This window comes from Nocardioides hankookensis, assembly GCF_042658885.1.
GTDB classification, from domain to species: domain Bacteria; phylum Actinomycetota; class Actinomycetes; order Propionibacteriales; family Nocardioidaceae; genus Nocardioides; species Nocardioides hankookensis.
On sequence record NZ_JBHSRJ010000001.1, the window covers coordinates 613,039 to 625,878 of the forward strand.

The 12,840-nt window shown below is 72.9% G+C and carries 14 protein-coding genes and 1 tRNA gene; 8 read left to right on the top strand and 7 right to left on the bottom strand.

Going from position 1 to position 12,840, the window contains the following annotated elements; genetic code table 11:
* Nucleotides 1-58 precede the first annotated feature (58 nt).
* The 4 genes from ACFPYL_RS02840 (at nt 59) to ACFPYL_RS02855 (ending at nt 2,131) form a co-directional block, all read left to right on the top strand.
* Nucleotides 59-637 (top strand): TIGR03086 family metal-binding protein, encoded by a 579-nt coding sequence (locus ACFPYL_RS02840; protein ID WP_379150118.1) that lies wholly within the window; start codon nt 59-61, stop codon nt 635-637.
* A gap of 50 nt (nt 638-687) precedes the next feature.
* Nucleotides 688-777, top strand: a tRNA-Ser gene (locus ACFPYL_RS02845).
* Nucleotides 778-839: 62 nt separating this feature from the next.
* A complete protein-coding gene (locus ACFPYL_RS02850; protein WP_379150120.1) occupies nt 840-1,373 on the top strand; it encodes a gamma carbonic anhydrase family protein in 534 nt (177 codons plus the stop codon).
* Nucleotides 1,373-2,131: a crotonase/enoyl-CoA hydratase family protein gene (locus tag ACFPYL_RS02855; RefSeq protein ID WP_379150122.1), complete on the top strand. Its 759-nt coding sequence runs from the start codon at nt 1,373-1,375 to the stop codon at nt 2,129-2,131. The genes ACFPYL_RS02850 and ACFPYL_RS02855 overlap by 1 nt, the downstream gene beginning before the upstream one ends.
* Here ACFPYL_RS02855 and ACFPYL_RS02860 read toward each other — a convergent pair.
* Entirely contained in the window at nt 2,128-2,481 is a 354-nt protein-coding gene (locus ACFPYL_RS02860; protein ID WP_379150124.1) for a hypothetical protein, read from the bottom strand. The genes ACFPYL_RS02855 and ACFPYL_RS02860 overlap by 4 nt on opposite strands.
* Nucleotides 2,482-2,589: 108 nt before the next feature.
* Between ACFPYL_RS02860 and ACFPYL_RS02865 the strand changes: the two genes are divergently transcribed.
* Nucleotides 2,590-3,468, top strand: a complete 879-nt coding sequence (locus ACFPYL_RS02865) for an AAA family ATPase (protein WP_379150126.1) — start codon at nt 2,590-2,592, stop codon at nt 3,466-3,468.
* Nucleotides 3,465-4,844, top strand: coding sequence for a vWA domain-containing protein (locus ACFPYL_RS02870; RefSeq protein WP_379150128.1), 1,380 nt, complete (start codon nt 3,465-3,467; stop codon nt 4,842-4,844). Before ACFPYL_RS02865 ends, ACFPYL_RS02870 begins: the two co-directional genes overlap by 4 nt.
* Here the strand turns inward: ACFPYL_RS02870 and ACFPYL_RS02875 are convergent.
* The 4 genes from ACFPYL_RS02875 to ACFPYL_RS02890 form a co-directional block, all read right to left on the bottom strand.
* Nucleotides 4,841-6,208: a hypothetical protein gene (locus tag ACFPYL_RS02875; RefSeq protein WP_379150129.1), complete on the bottom strand. Its 1,368-nt coding sequence runs from the start codon at nt 6,206-6,208 to the stop codon at nt 4,841-4,843. The two genes, ACFPYL_RS02870 and ACFPYL_RS02875, sit on opposite strands and share 4 nt — an antisense overlap.
* On the bottom strand, nt 6,205-6,507 hold the full coding sequence (locus ACFPYL_RS02880; protein ID WP_379150131.1) for a hypothetical protein: 303 nt from the start codon (nt 6,505-6,507) through the stop codon (nt 6,205-6,207). Before ACFPYL_RS02880 ends, ACFPYL_RS02875 begins: the two co-directional genes overlap by 4 nt.
* A gap of 56 nt (nt 6,508-6,563) precedes the next feature.
* Nucleotides 6,564-7,745: a pyridoxal phosphate-dependent aminotransferase gene (locus ACFPYL_RS02885; RefSeq protein ID WP_379150133.1), complete on the bottom strand. Its 1,182-nt coding sequence runs from the start codon at nt 7,743-7,745 to the stop codon at nt 6,564-6,566.
* Between the two features lie 88 nt (nt 7,746-7,833).
* Nucleotides 7,834-9,309, bottom strand: coding sequence for an FAD-binding protein (locus tag ACFPYL_RS02890; RefSeq protein ID WP_379150135.1), 1,476 nt, complete (start codon nt 9,307-9,309; stop codon nt 7,834-7,836).
* A 34-nt stretch (nt 9,310-9,343) separates the two neighbouring features.
* Between ACFPYL_RS02890 and ACFPYL_RS02895 the strand changes: the two genes are divergently transcribed.
* Both ACFPYL_RS02895 and ACFPYL_RS02900 read left to right on the top strand, forming a co-directional pair.
* Nucleotides 9,344-10,375: a redoxin domain-containing protein gene (locus ACFPYL_RS02895; protein ID WP_379150160.1), complete on the top strand. Its 1,032-nt coding sequence runs from the start codon at nt 9,344-9,346 to the stop codon at nt 10,373-10,375.
* Nucleotides 10,376-10,428: 53 nt separating this feature from the next.
* Nucleotides 10,429-11,961 (top strand): potassium/proton antiporter, encoded by a 1,533-nt coding sequence (locus ACFPYL_RS02900; protein ID WP_379150137.1) that lies wholly within the window; start codon nt 10,429-10,431, stop codon nt 11,959-11,961.
* On the opposite strand, the gene ACFPYL_RS02905 is transcribed toward ACFPYL_RS02900, so the two are convergent.
* Together ACFPYL_RS02905 and ACFPYL_RS02910 are read right to left on the bottom strand one after the other, a co-directional pair.
* Nucleotides 11,954-12,457 carry a LytR C-terminal domain-containing protein gene (locus tag ACFPYL_RS02905; RefSeq protein WP_379150139.1) on the bottom strand — a complete coding sequence of 168 codons (504 nt, stop codon included), beginning with the start codon at nt 12,455-12,457 and terminating at the stop codon, nt 11,954-11,956. The genes ACFPYL_RS02900 and ACFPYL_RS02905 overlap by 8 nt on opposite strands.
* Entirely contained in the window at nt 12,457-12,753 is a 297-nt protein-coding gene (locus tag ACFPYL_RS02910) for a type II toxin-antitoxin system VapB family antitoxin (protein WP_056150710.1), read from the bottom strand. The genes ACFPYL_RS02905 and ACFPYL_RS02910 overlap by 1 nt, the downstream gene beginning before the upstream one ends.
* Between the last annotated feature and the right edge of the window lie 87 nt (nt 12,754-12,840).

The following is a 12,840-nucleotide window of genomic DNA, read 5'->3' on the forward strand; positions in this document are numbered from 1 at the left end:
GGCTGTTGTCGTGTCAACGTGGCGATGAGTTCGCCGGCGCACGCCGGTCTGCCCCCGCATGACGACCCTCGACTTCGCTCCCGCGACCAAGGCTGTCTCCGCGGTGCTCGACGGCATCCGCGACGACCAGCTCGCCGACCAGACGCCCTGCCCCGGTCTGTCCGTGGCCGACCTCCTCGAGCACCTCGGCGGGCTCGCGCTGGCGTTCACCTGCGCGGCGACCAAGGAGCCCGTCCCCGGAGGCAGTCAGGCGTCCTTCGACGGCTCGCTGCTGTCGCCCGGGTGGCGGGACGAGATCCCCGCGGCGTTGGCCCGGCTGGCCGAGGCCTGGGTCGAGCCCGCGGCGTACGACGGGCTGACGATGGCCGGCCCGATCGAGATGCCCGCCGAGATCGCGGCGCTGGTCGCCCTCGACGAGGTCGTCGTGCACGGCTGGGACCTGGCCCGCGCGACCGGCCAGCCCTACGATCCCGACGAGGCCGCCGTGCTGGCCTGCCTGGGCTTCGCCACGAGCTTCGCGCCGCCACCCGAGGCCGGCGCCGGCCCCTTCGGCCCGCCCGTGCCGGTCCCCGGCTCCGCGCCCGTCCTCGACCGGCTCGCCGGCGCCACGGGTCGGGACCCGGGGTGGCGGCCCTGAGCGACGGGGCGAATTCGGTGCTGCGGAGACCCTCCGGTAATCTCTCCGGCGGTGGCGTGTCCGAGCGGCCGAAGGTGCAACACTCGAAATGTTGTGTGGGGTCAAACCCACCGTGGGTTCAAATCCCACCGCCACCGCCATCGAACGCCCCGGATCCCGGTCCGGGGCGTTCAGCATTCTCCGGGTGGTCGACAATGACGCCATGCCGCTGTTCGAGTTCGAGGGCAAGCGCCCCACCGTCCACCCAGACGCCTTCGTCGCCCCGACCGCGACCCTGATCGGCGACGTGACCGTCGAGAAGGGCGCGAGCATCTGGTACGGCGCGGTGCTGCGTGCCGACATCTGCACGATCGTGGTCGGCGAGGGCGCCAACATCCAGGACAACTCGGTCCTGCACGCCGCTCCCGGCACCAGCCTCGTGGTCGGGCGCAACTCGACCGTCGGTCACGGCTGCGTCGTGCACTGCGCCGAGGTCGGCGAGCAGGCGCTGATCGGCAACGGCTCGACGTTGCTCGACGGTGCGAGGATCGGGCCCCGCACGCTGGTCGCCGCCGGCTCGGTCGTCACCCCCGGCACCGAGATCCCGGGCGGCATGGTCGCTGCTGGCATCCCGGCCCGACCGACGAAGCCGATCGAGGGCACGTCGTCGGAGTTCTGGGTCGAGCAGAACCCGCCGTACTACCAGGAGCTCGCGCAGCGACACCGCGCGGGCGCCCCCGAGCTCGAGGCCGACTGATGGCCGTCCGGGTCGAGGTCGACGGTCCGGTGACGACGGTCGTCGTGGACCGTCCCGAGGCCCGCAACGCCGTGGACGGGCCGACCGCCGCGGCCTTGGCCGAGGCCTTCCGCGCCTTCGACGCCGACGAGTCCCAGAGCGTTGCCGTCCTGTACGGCGAGGGGGGCACCTTCTGCGCGGGCGCCGACCTCAAGGCGATCGGGACCGAGCGCGGCAACCAGGTGCAGGAGGACGGTGACGGCCCGATGGGCCCGACCCGGATGCGGCTCTCGAAGCCGGTGATCGCCGCGATCGACGGGTACGCCGTGGCCGGCGGCCTCGAGCTCGCCCTCTGGTGCGACCTGCGGGTGGCGGGCGGCGACGCGATCCTCGGCGTCTTCTGCCGGCGCTGGGGCGTGCCGCTGATCGACGGCGGCACCGTCCGCCTGCCGCGGTTGATCGGCGCGAGCCGGGCGATGGACCTGGTCCTCTCCGGGCGCCCGGTGGACGCGTGGGAGGCCGAGCGGATGGGCCTGGTCAACCGCGTGGTCCCGGCCGGGCACGCCCGCGCCGAGGCGGAGGCGCTGGCCCGAAGCCTCGCCGCGCTGCCCCAGGCCTGCCTGCGCAACGACCGGCTCTCGGTGCTCGAGCAGGAGGGTCTGTCCGAGGAGGACGCGCTGGCCGCGGAGTACCGGCACGGCCTGGCCTCGCTCGAGGCCGGCGCGCTGGACGGCGCCGCGCGGTTCGCCTCCGGCGAGGGTCGCCACGGAGCGTTCTAGCGCTTGCCCCTCCGGGGCGGCTCGTCCAGGCAGACGGCCACGACGCTGCCCGCCCGCGCGAGGGTGAAGAGCCCGCGGTCGTAGGCGACCAGCCGCAGGTGGCCGTCAGGGGAGCGGACCAGCGCCGAGGCCGGGACCTCGTCGGCGAACCCGGTCGTCGAGCAGTCGTGGCGGTCGAGCATCCGCTGCACCCCTGACGGCGGGTCGGCGGTGACCGCGAACGGGCCGCCGCCCCCGTCGTACGGCGGGGCCCAGAGGCCGGCCAGCACGGCGAGGGACAGCGCGCCCGCTCGGAGTGCGAGGAGGACCGCCCGCATGGTGCGGGACGGCGGTGGGAGCCGGTGGGGCATCGGAACCTCCTCGTCGGTGCCTCCCGCGTCCGTCCCCCCAGGGCGGGCGCGGTCCTCCCATCCGGTCAAACGACGATGTCCGCCCGGGGGTACGCGAAGATGGGGAACATGCCGCAGCCGAACCCCTGGTTCTCCTCGCCCGCCGACGCCGCCACCCGGTTGGCGGAGGCGGGCTACCTCGCCGACCCGACGACCGCGACCACGGCGTACCTCGCCGGTGCGTTGGAGAAGCCGCTGCTCGTGGAGGGGCCGGCCGGTGTCGGCAAGACCGAGCTGGCCAAGGCGGTGGCGACCGTGACGGGCGCCGAGCTGGTGCGGCTCCAGTGCTACGAGGGGCTCGACGAGGCGCGCGCCCTCTACGAGTGGAACTACAAGAAGCAGCTGCTGCGCATCCAGTCGTCGCAGGGCTCCGACCAGGCGTGGTCGGAGACGCACGATGACATCTTCACGGACGAGTTCCTGCTGACCCGGCCGCTGCTGACCGCGATCCGCCGCGAGGAGCCGACGGTGCTGCTCATCGACGAGGTCGACAAGACCGACGTCGAGGTCGAGGGGCTGCTGCTCGAGGTGCTCTCCGACTTCCAGGTCACGATCCCCGAGCTCGGCACCGTGGCCGCCGTACGCCGCCCCTTCGTGGTGCTCACCTCCAACGCGACCCGCGAGCTGTCGGAGGCCGTGAAGCGGCGCTGCCTCTACCTGCACCTCGACTACCCGGACGCCGAGCGCGAGCGCGAGATCGTCACGTCGCAGGTGCCGGACCTGGAGGAGCGGGTCGCCGTCCGCCTGGTCGAGACGATCACCCGGCTGCGCGAGCTCGAGCTCAAGAAGGCGCCGTCGATCGCCGAGTCGGTCGACTGGGCGCGGACGCTGGTGGCGCTGGAGATCGGCGAGCTCGACGACAAGGCGATCGCCGACACCCTCGGCGTCGTGCTCAAGCACGCGTCCGACCAGACGAAGGCCGTGAAGGAGCTGCGACTCCGCTCATGACGTCGGGTCTCGTCGAACGCCACATCTCCTTCCTGGAGGCGCTGCGCGCCGCCGGGCTGTCGGTGTCGCTCGCCGAGGACCTGGACGCGATCGCCGCGCTCTCCGCGCTGCCCTGGGACGACCGGTCCACGATCAAGGCGGGGTACGCCGCGACGCTGGTCAAGAAGCAGACCCAACGACCGACCTTCGACGCGCTCTTCGACGTCTACTTCCCGCGGATGGTGGGCGACGGGGTCGCGGGTCAGCGCGACGAGGCCGACGACTCCGACGGAGCGGTGCGCGACAACGCAGCGGCGCTGGCGGCCTTCCGCGACGAGCTCGCGGACGCCCTCGCCGAGGGCGACGAGCAGGCGATGCTGGAGCTCGCGGCCGAGATGATCGCGCGCTTCGGCGCGATGCCGGGGCGCGGTCCGGGGCTCTCGTCGTGGTCGGCGTACACGGCGATGCAGCGGGTCGCGCCCTCCGAGCTCGTGGACCGGATCGTGCAGGCGCTGATGGGTGAGGGCCGGCTCGACGACGAGGCCCGGCGCGAGGCCGGCCGGCGGATGGGTGGCTTCACCGCGATGGTCGAGGCCGACGCGCGGCGCCGGATCGCGGAGGAGAAGGGCCCGGAGCACGTCGCCAACGTGGCGATCAAGCCGTCGATCGACCGGCTCGACTTCACCGCGGCCCGACGCTCGGACCTGGAGCAGATGCGCCGCGAGATCTACCCGCTCGCGCGCCGGCTGGCGACCCGGCTCACCCAGGAGCACCACGCCAAGCGTCGCGGCCCGCTGGACTTCCGGCGCACGGTCCGCGCCTCGATGTCGACCGGCGGCGTGCCTCTGACCACGCACCTCAGGCCGAAGCGGCCGCACCGCACCGAGCTCGTCGTGCTCTGCGACGTCAGCGGGTCGGTCGCCAACTTCGCGCAGTTCACGCTGCTGCTGGTCTACGCGCTGCGCGACCAGTTCGAGAAGGTCCGCGCCTTCACCTTCATCGACCACGTCCACGAGGTCACCGAGCACTTCGTCCCAGGCGCCGACCCCGCCGACGTGCTGACCGACCTCGCGGCCAGCACCGCCCACGCTGCCTTGTGGGGGCGCACCAACTACGGCCGCGCGCTCGCGAAGTTCGAGGAGAACCACGCCGACGCGCTCGGCCCGAAGTCGTCCCTGCTGATCCTCGGTGACGCCCGCTCCAACTACAGCGACCTCAACCTCGACGTCCTGAAGCGGCTGGCGGGCTCCGCGCGCCACGCCTGGTGGCTCAACCCCGAGCACCGCCGGCACTGGGACACCGGCGACTCCGCCGCGACGAAGTACGGCGACGTGGTGCCGATGGTGGAGTGCCGGAACCTCGTCCAGCTCGGCGAGTTCGTGCACGACATCCTCTAGCGTCGTACCACCTGGAACCGCTGGCTGCTCACCTCCGCGGACCCGCCCAGGAAGCCGCGGTCGCGCAGGCCTGCCCGCTCGGCGACGAGCGACGGGTCGCCGGACGCGTCGACGGCGGCGGCGCCGGCCCGGTAGTCCCCGTAGCCGTGCGCGCCGACCACCGTCGTGTCGTGGCCGGTGCTGAAGGTGACCGTCGTCTGCTGGACGCTGCCCGGGTTGTCGGCACCGTCGAGCAGGGGCACGACGTCGCCGCGGTGCTCGAGCGAGAGCACGTGCACGCCGTGGGGGAAGCCGTCGACCTGCGCCGTCGGCGACCCGGCCGTCACCACGTCGGTGATCGCGAAGCCGGTGTCGCGGCTGGCCAGCGCGGCCGCTTCCATCCCGCCGAGGGAGTGCCCGACCAGCAGCACCGGCTCGTGCGGTCCGATCCCGGCCTGGTGCATCGCGTCGAGGATGCCGCGCTGGTACGACGTGGGCTCGCCGGCCGCCGAACGCAGGTCGGAGCCCAGGTCGCGGATGTCGTCGTCCTGCGTCCAGGGCAGCGTGCCGAGGTCGTCGGTGCCGGGCAGGTAGACGATGTGGCGCGCGTGGTCGGTGCCGGCATCGAGCGACTGCACCTCGAGGGTGCCGTTGTCGGGGGAGTCGACGTCCGGCGACAGCGCCGCCACCTCGGCGAGGTGGCCTACCAGGCCCTCGACCGAGTCGGGCTGGTGCCGTCCCGCGGCGACGCCGAGATCGGGTCGTCGGGTGGTGACCGGGTCGCCGTCGTCGTACGCCGACGCGAGCAGGGCGGTGGCCGCGCGGTTGTCGGGGACCGGCACGCCGCCGAGCCCGGTGAGCACGCCACCGCCGCCGTTGACCGCGTGCTGGACCACGGTCGGGTGCCCGACGACCCAGCTCTGGGCGGCGCCGCCGAGCCGGGCCCGCGCGTCGGGCGGCAGGGCGGCGACCACCCCGGCCAGGACCGGACCGGCGCACCGCAACGACGCGCCGGCGACGAGACCGAGCCGCCAGTCCACGGCCTCGACCGCGAGGTGGGTCGCCTCGTCGCTCGCCTGGAGGCCGACCACGGCCGCCCGCACCAGCCGCGCGTCGGTCTCCCAGGACAGCACCCCGGGGAGGAGGCCGGTCGGCCCGGTCACGGCGGCCAGCAGTGCGGCCTCGGCGAGCGCGAAGGTCGGCGGGGAGAGTGGCGCCGACGACGCGAGGTCGGGGTCGGCCAGCGCCCGGAGCCCGTCTCCCGCCCAGCCGCGCAGCTCGTCACCGGTGCGGTCGAACGTGTCGGCCAGCGCGCGTACGGCGGCGTACATCGCCTCGATCCCTCCGGCTCCGCCGGTGACCCCGGTGATGTCGGCGCCGCTCACAGCAGGCTCCCGATCTCGTGGGCGGCCGCCGTGACCGCCCCACCGACGACGGCGGCGGTCGCGTCGACCGCCCGCGCGTGCCGGAGCAGCGCGTCTGCTGCGTCGTCGTGCAGATCGGCCGTCGCGGCGAGCGTCGCCAGCCGGACCGCGACCTGACGGCGCATCGCCTCCGCGGACCGGCCCTGCCAGGGCACCTCGTCGGCCCGTCGTCGTACCCGCGCCGCCTCGGCCCGGATCTCCTGCGCGCGCTCGCGCATCCGGCCAGCCAGGTGTCGGATGCCGGTGGTGTCGGTGAGCATGTCGTCCCCCTTCGTTCGTGGGGGAAGGCTCGCCGCTCTCCGCCTGTGGAGAAACCTCAGCGGTCGAGGGCTGTGGACAACCGCTCGAGCGCCTCCTCGATCTCGCTGCCGGGACCGGCGAAGCTGAGCCGGACGAAGCGTCCGCCGTCGACCGTGTCGAAGTCGATCCCGGGGGCGAGGGCGACGCCGGCCGTCGTCAGCAGGTGGTGGCAGAACGCCATCGTGTCGTCCGTGAGGTGGCCGACGTCGGCGTACACGTAGAACGCGCCGTCGGCCGGCGCGAGCTCGGTGATGCCGAGCTTCGGCAGCCCGTCGAGCAGGATCCGGCGGTTGTCGGCGTAGCGCGCGACATGGCCGTCGAGCTCGGCGTACGACGCGTCGTCGAAGGCGGCGAGGCAGGCGCGCTGGGCGAGCACCGGCGGACAGATCGTGAAGTTGCCGGTGAGCACGTCGACCGCCCGGCGCAGCCGGTCGGGGACCAGCATCCAGCCGATCCGCCAGCCGGTCATGGAGAAGTACTTGCTGAAGCTCGAGAAGACCACCGCCTCGTGGCTGGTCTCCCAGGCGCTGCGGGCGATGTGCGGCTCCGTCAGGTCCGGGCGGTACTCGATGCCGTGGTAGATCTCGTCGGAGATCAGCTGGATCCGCTGCTCCTCGCAGTACGCCGCGAGCGCAGCCAGCTCGCTCGGGAGCAGCATCGTGCCGGTCGGGTTGGCGGGGCTGGCGACGACGAGACCCTTGATGTCATCGAGGGCGGCCAGCTGCTCGACCGTCGGCTGGAAGCGCGTCTCCGGGCCGGTCGGGATCTCGACGACCTCGCAGCCGAGCGCGGTCAGCACGTTGCGGTAGCAGGGGTAGCCGGGTCGGGCCATCGCCACCCGGTCGCCGACCTCGAACGCCGCCAGGAACGCCAGCAGGAACCCGCCGCTGCTCCCGGTCGTGACCACGACCTCCTCCGGGTCGACCGCGATCCCGTGCGCTCGCCGGTGGTGCCCCGCGATCGCCTCGCGCAGCTCGAGGATGCCCGCCGCGGGCGTGTAGCCCAGCGGGTCGGTGCCGTCGAGGAGGCGCTTGGCCTCCTCGCGCACCGGCCGCGGCGCCCCCGTCATCGGCTGCCCCGCCAGCAGGTTGAGCATGTCGCCGTGCGTGCGTTGCCGCGCCGCCGACGCCGCCAGCAGGTCCATCACGTGGAACGGCGGCACGTTGGCCCGCGACGCCACCTGGAACCGGTCGGTCATGGGGGCGAGCGTACGGCGTGGGAGTTTCATCGGTCGGCCGACGAAACTCATCCCTGGACGACAAAGCTTCATCGTCCAAGCGTGAGTTTCATCGGTCAGCCGATGAAACTCCCGCGGCGTGTCGGCCGGCTCGCCGGCCGAAGAACGACCCCTCGCCGAGCTGGGTGCCGGAGCAGTAGCCCTTGCCGTCCTGGGCGATGTTGGAGGCACAGGCGCCGGCGGCGTACAGGCCCGGGATGACGGAGCCGTCGGGGCGCAGCGCCTCGCCGTCCACCGAGGTCCGGATGCCGCCGAGGGTGAAGCCGGCGTAGATCGCCTTGCCGAGCCGCAGGTCGAAGACCGCCCACGGGCCGGTGCCCTGCGGCGCCAGCCACTCGGCGCCCTTGTGGAGGTCGAGGTCCTCGCCGGCCTCGGCGAGCTCGTTGTAGCGCGCCAGCGTCGCGGCCACCGACCCGGCGGGCAGCCCGATCGTCGACTCGAGATCCTCGATCGTCTCGAAGCCGTCGATCAGCGGGACCAGCGGGAACTTGGGGTACTCGACGTGCTCGCTGTCGACGATCAGGTACGCCGCGTGGTCGGGCTGCTCCATCACGAACTGCGAGGTCCGCGAGTGGTAGCAGTCCTCGCTCACGAAGCGCTCTCCGGAGGAGTTCACGATGAAGCCGGTCATCAGCGCCGACGGCGGGTAGAACGGCGCCGTGATGAAGGGTTCCTCCATGTGCTTGAGCTCGGCCCCGGCCGACGCGCCCAGGCGGATGCCCAGCCCGTCGTCGTACGTCGAGCCCAGCGTGAAGGGCTTCTCGGCCAGCGAGGGCGTGTACGCCGCGACCATGTCGGGGTTCATCACGAAACCACCAGCGGCGACGACCACCGACGACGCAGCGACGACCCCGGTCTGATCGAACGATCGCCAGGCCACCCCGACGACCGACCCGTCCGAGGTCGCCACGAGGTTCGTCGCGCCGGTCTCGTAGCGGACCTCGACGCCCGCCTCCTCGACCCGGGCGCGCAGCAGGTCCATGACCATCTTGGTGCCCTCGGTGTCGCCCGGCACCGGCACCTTGTGACCGCGCGGCGCGGGCACGGCCTCCTGCAGATAAGGCCACACCTTCTCGTTGCCGGTGAACATCAGCCCCTGGGTGCCGGGCTGGATGACGGCCTTCTCCGGGTGGTAGGAGCGCTCGAACTCGAAGCCCAGCGCCTCCAGCCAGTCGAAGTGCTCGACCGAGCCGTCGCAGTACGCACGGATCTTGTCGTGCTCGGGCTCCTTGGAGACCGAGACGAGGTACTTGTACATCTCGTCGGCGGAGTCCTCCCAGCCCGTCGCCTGCTGCACCGCGGTGCCGCCGCCGAGGTAGAAGTGCCCGCCGGACATCGACGAGGTGCCTCCGTGGACGGCCGCCCGCTCCAGCAGCAGCACCCGCGCGCCGGCCCGGGCCGCCTCCAGGGCGGCGCAGCCGCCGGCGATGCCGAAGCCGAGCACCACCACGTCGTACCGCTCGGCGTCCGCCGGCAGGACGGAGGCGTCGAGGATCTCGGGCGTTGCGGTTCCGTCGGAGCTCATGGTCCAAATCTAGAACAAGTTCCACTTGCGTGGGATGCTGTCCGACGTGCTGACGCTCATCGACGTCGACGGCCGCGAGCACCAGCTGGCGACCTGGGACGGGTACGTCGACGCGGCGGGCCTGTCGGCCGCGACCGGCTGGCGGCTCCGCACGGTCGGGCTGTGCAAGGGAGACGTCTGCGTGCCGCTCTTCGGGCGGGTCGTGACGGCCGGCGGCGACGCCGAGCTGATCGACCTCGACGCGTGGGCGGCGGCGCTCGGCCTGGTGACCGCCCACGACGACAAGCACGACGTCGTCGCGCTGGCGCCCTCGGCCGCCAACCGGCACCGCGACGCGGCCGCCGGCAAGGCGCCGCCGCTGCGGCTGGCCGACGTCGACGGCAACCCGGTCTCCTTCGACGACTTCTCGGGGAGCAAGCGGGTGCTCGTGACCTGGGCGTCGTGGTGCGGGTGCCGGCACGAGCTCGGCGGCTGGCAACGGCTCCAGGAGGAGCTCGCCGACTCGGGGCTCAAGCTGTTCTCGGTCGCGCTCGACGCCGACCCTGAGGACTCACGGCCCTGGATCGAGGCCGCGGCTCCGACGTACCCGGTCGCGGTCGACACCGCCCACGTCACCGCCGAGCAGTACGGCATCACCAACGTCCCCTCGGTCGTGTGGATCGACGAGGACGACCGCATCGTGAAGCCGCCGACGATCGCGCCCGGCGACGACCAGTTCGTCGAGTTCACCGGGATCCCCGCCGACCAGCACCACGACCTGCTCCGCGCGTGGGTGCGCGACGGCGTGCTGCCGGAGAGTGCCGGGTCCGAGGCGGCGGAGCGCACCGACGACGAGCAGCGCGCGCTCGCCCACCGACGCATCGCCCTGCACCACCAGCGCGCCGGCCGCGACGGGCCGGCGAAGCAGCAGCTCGCGCTGGCCCAGGAGCTCGCGCCGTGGGACTGGACGGTCCGCCGGGGCGGCATCGCGATGACCGGTGGCGACCCCTTCCTCGGCGAGGAGTTCATCGCGTTCTGGGGGGAGTGGGACGCCTCCGGGCGGCCCGGGTACACCCCGACAACGTGAGGTTCCGGCACCGATAGACTGCGGTCCCGCCCCGACGATCGCCGAGGTGAACCGTGTCGTTCGACGTCCACGATCTCGACACGTTCGTGCTCGTCGGCTCCGCCGTCACGCTGCTCGCGATCCTCGCCGTACGTCTCTCCTCGCGGGCGGGCCTGCCCAGCCTCCTCATCTACCTGCTCATGGGTGTCGTGCTCGGCGAGGCCGGCCCGGGCAACATCCACTTCGAGGACGCCGAGCTCGCGCACGCGCTCGGGTTCGCGGCGCTCGCGGTCATCCTCGCCGAGGGCGGGCTCACCACCAGCTGGCGCGAGATGCGGCCCTCGATCCGTCTCGGCGTCTCGCTCGCGACGGTCGGCGTCGCGGTGTCGGTGACGATCGTCGCGCTCTCGGCGCACTTCATCCTCGGGCTGCCCTGGGAGCTCGCCCTGCTGCTCGGTGCGGTCACGTCGCCGACCGACGCCGCCGCGGTCTTCTCGGTGCTGCGCGTCGTGCCCCTGCCCAAGAAGCTGACCGGTGCGCTCGAGGCCGAGTCCGGCCTCAACGACGCTCCCACGGTCGTGCTGGTGACCCTGGTGGCGTCCGGTGCCGTCGACGAGCACAGCCCGCCCGTCCTGCTCGGCATCATCGGCTACGAGCTCGCGGCCGGCACCGCGATCGGGCTCGCTGCCGGCTTCGGCGGGGCGTGGGTGATGCGCCGGGCCGCGCTGCCGTCGTCCGGCCTCTACCCGCTCGCGGTGCTCACCCTCGCATTCCTGGGGTACGGCGCCGCGTCGTCGGTCCACGCGTCCGGCTTCGCGGCGGTGTACGTCGCGGCACTGGTGCTCGGCAACATGGAGCTCCCGCACCGGGCGGCCACCCGCTCCTTCGCCGAGGGCGTCGCCTGGCTGGCCCAGATCGGCCTCTTCGTGATGCTCGGCCTGCTGCTCTCGCCCGGCCGGATCACGCTGGAGACCGTCGGGCTGGCGGTGCTCGCGGGCCTGATCCTGACCTTCGTCGCCCGCCCGCTCTCGGTGCTGCTGAGCTCGGTCGTCCAGCCGATGCCCTGGCGCGAGCTGGGCTTCATCTCGTGGGCGGGGCTGCGCGGCGCGGTCCCCATCGTGCTGATGACGATCCCGTTGGCCGAGGGCATCGACCAGTCCGAGCGGCTCTTCGACATCGTCTTCGTGATGGTCGTCATCTACACGCTGCTGACCGGTCCGACGCTGCCGCTGGTGGCCCGCGTCCTCAAGGTCGCCCGTCGCTCCGAGCCGCGCGGGCTGGAGGTGGAGGCGGCCCCGCTGGAGCGGATCGCCGCCGACCTGCTCCAGGTGACGATCAGCCCGGTGTCGAAGATGCACGGCGTCGAGGTCGGCGAGCTGCGGCTGCCGCAGGGCTCGTCGGTGTCGATCGTGATCCGGGACGGCCGCACGATCATCCCCGAGCAGCGGACCGTGCTCCGGCACGGCGACGACCTGCTCGTCGTCACCCCGCGCAAGCTGCGCGAGAAGACCGAGGAGCGGCTGCGGCAGGTCAGCGCGCACGGTCGGCTTGCGCAGTGGCTGGGCGAGAAGGACCGGCGTACCCGGCCGCAGGAGCGACCTAGCTGATCGGCGGGCTGCAGATCTGGGCGTCGTCCTTGGCGCGTACCGCCCGGCGCCCGGCCGAGAGCTCCTTGAAGAGGTCGCCGACGACGACGGTGACGCCGACACCGACGCCCTCGCGGCGCTCGACGTCGACGTCGGGTCCGAGGTAGGAGGCGACCAGGCGGACGTCGGGGCTCTCCGGCTCGGTGGACCAGATCGCGGCGGTCGACACCTTGGCGTTCGGGGCGTTGCCGGCCTGGCCCTTCACGAAGCCCTCGTCGGCCAGCAGGTCCATGGAGCGGCTCGCCAGGCCCTCGCGGTCGCTGGCGTTGTAGACGCTCACCACGACCTGCTGGGGGAAGACCTTCTCGCCGGCCTTCACGTCGGTGTCGACGCAGATCGGGCTGTCGACCTTGGCGGGCAGCGGCTTCATCGTCGCGTGCCAGCCCCAGACGGCGGCGACGGCCAGCAGCGCGCCGAGCACGAGCAGGGTGACGGTCGTGCGCATCGTCTGGCTCATCAGCCCTCCATCGTGTGCACGCGGGCGTGCAGGATGTTGCGCTGCTGGAGGGCCGCGCGGAGCGCGCGGTGCAGGCCGTCCTCGAGGTAGTACTCGCCCTGCCACTCCACGACGTGGGCGAAGAGGTCGCCGTAGAAGGTCGAGTCCTCGTCGAGCAGGGCGGCGAGCTGGAGCGTGTCCTTGGTGGTGACCAGCTGGTCGAGGCGGATCTGGCGCGGGGGCACGGCGGCCCAGCCCCGGGACGACAGCCCGTGGTCCGGGTAGGGCCTCCCGACCCCGACGCGCTTGAAGATCACGCGGCGACTATAACGACGACCGTCGTCCGGGGGCCGCGCCTGCGCCGGGGGCCGCCGCGTCCGGGCGGTCCCCGGCGGGGCGGGGGG

Bases quoted from the DNA above. Each gene is read 5' to 3' on its own strand.
- ACFPYL_RS02890 (WP_379150135.1), bottom strand. From the start codon at position 9,309: ATGAGCTCCGACGGAACCGCAACGCCCGAGATCCTCGACGCCTCCGTC.
- ACFPYL_RS02895 (WP_379150160.1), top strand. From the start codon at position 9,344: ATGCTGTCCGACGTGCTGACGCTCATCGACGTCGACGGCCGCGAGCAC.
- ACFPYL_RS02850 (WP_379150120.1), top strand. From the start codon at position 840: ATGCCGCTGTTCGAGTTCGAGGGCAAGCGCCCCACCGTCCACCCAGAC.
- ACFPYL_RS02885 (WP_379150133.1), bottom strand. From the start codon at position 7,745: ATGACCGACCGGTTCCAGGTGGCGTCGCGGGCCAACGTGCCGCCGTTC.
- ACFPYL_RS02880 (WP_379150131.1), bottom strand. From the start codon at position 6,507: ATGCTCACCGACACCACCGGCATCCGACACCTGGCTGGCCGGATGCGC.
- ACFPYL_RS02870 (WP_379150128.1), top strand. From the start codon at position 3,465: ATGACGTCGGGTCTCGTCGAACGCCACATCTCCTTCCTGGAGGCGCTG.
- ACFPYL_RS02905 (WP_379150139.1), bottom strand. From the start codon at position 12,457: ATGAGCCAGACGATGCGCACGACCGTCACCCTGCTCGTGCTCGGCGCG.
- ACFPYL_RS02865 (WP_379150126.1), top strand. From the start codon at position 2,590: ATGCCGCAGCCGAACCCCTGGTTCTCCTCGCCCGCCGACGCCGCCACC.
- ACFPYL_RS02840 (WP_379150118.1), top strand. From the start codon at position 59: ATGACGACCCTCGACTTCGCTCCCGCGACCAAGGCTGTCTCCGCGGTG.
- ACFPYL_RS02860 (WP_379150124.1), bottom strand. From the start codon at position 2,481: ATGCCCCACCGGCTCCCACCGCCGTCCCGCACCATGCGGGCGGTCCTC.
- ACFPYL_RS02855 (WP_379150122.1), top strand. From the start codon at position 1,373: ATGGCCGTCCGGGTCGAGGTCGACGGTCCGGTGACGACGGTCGTCGTG.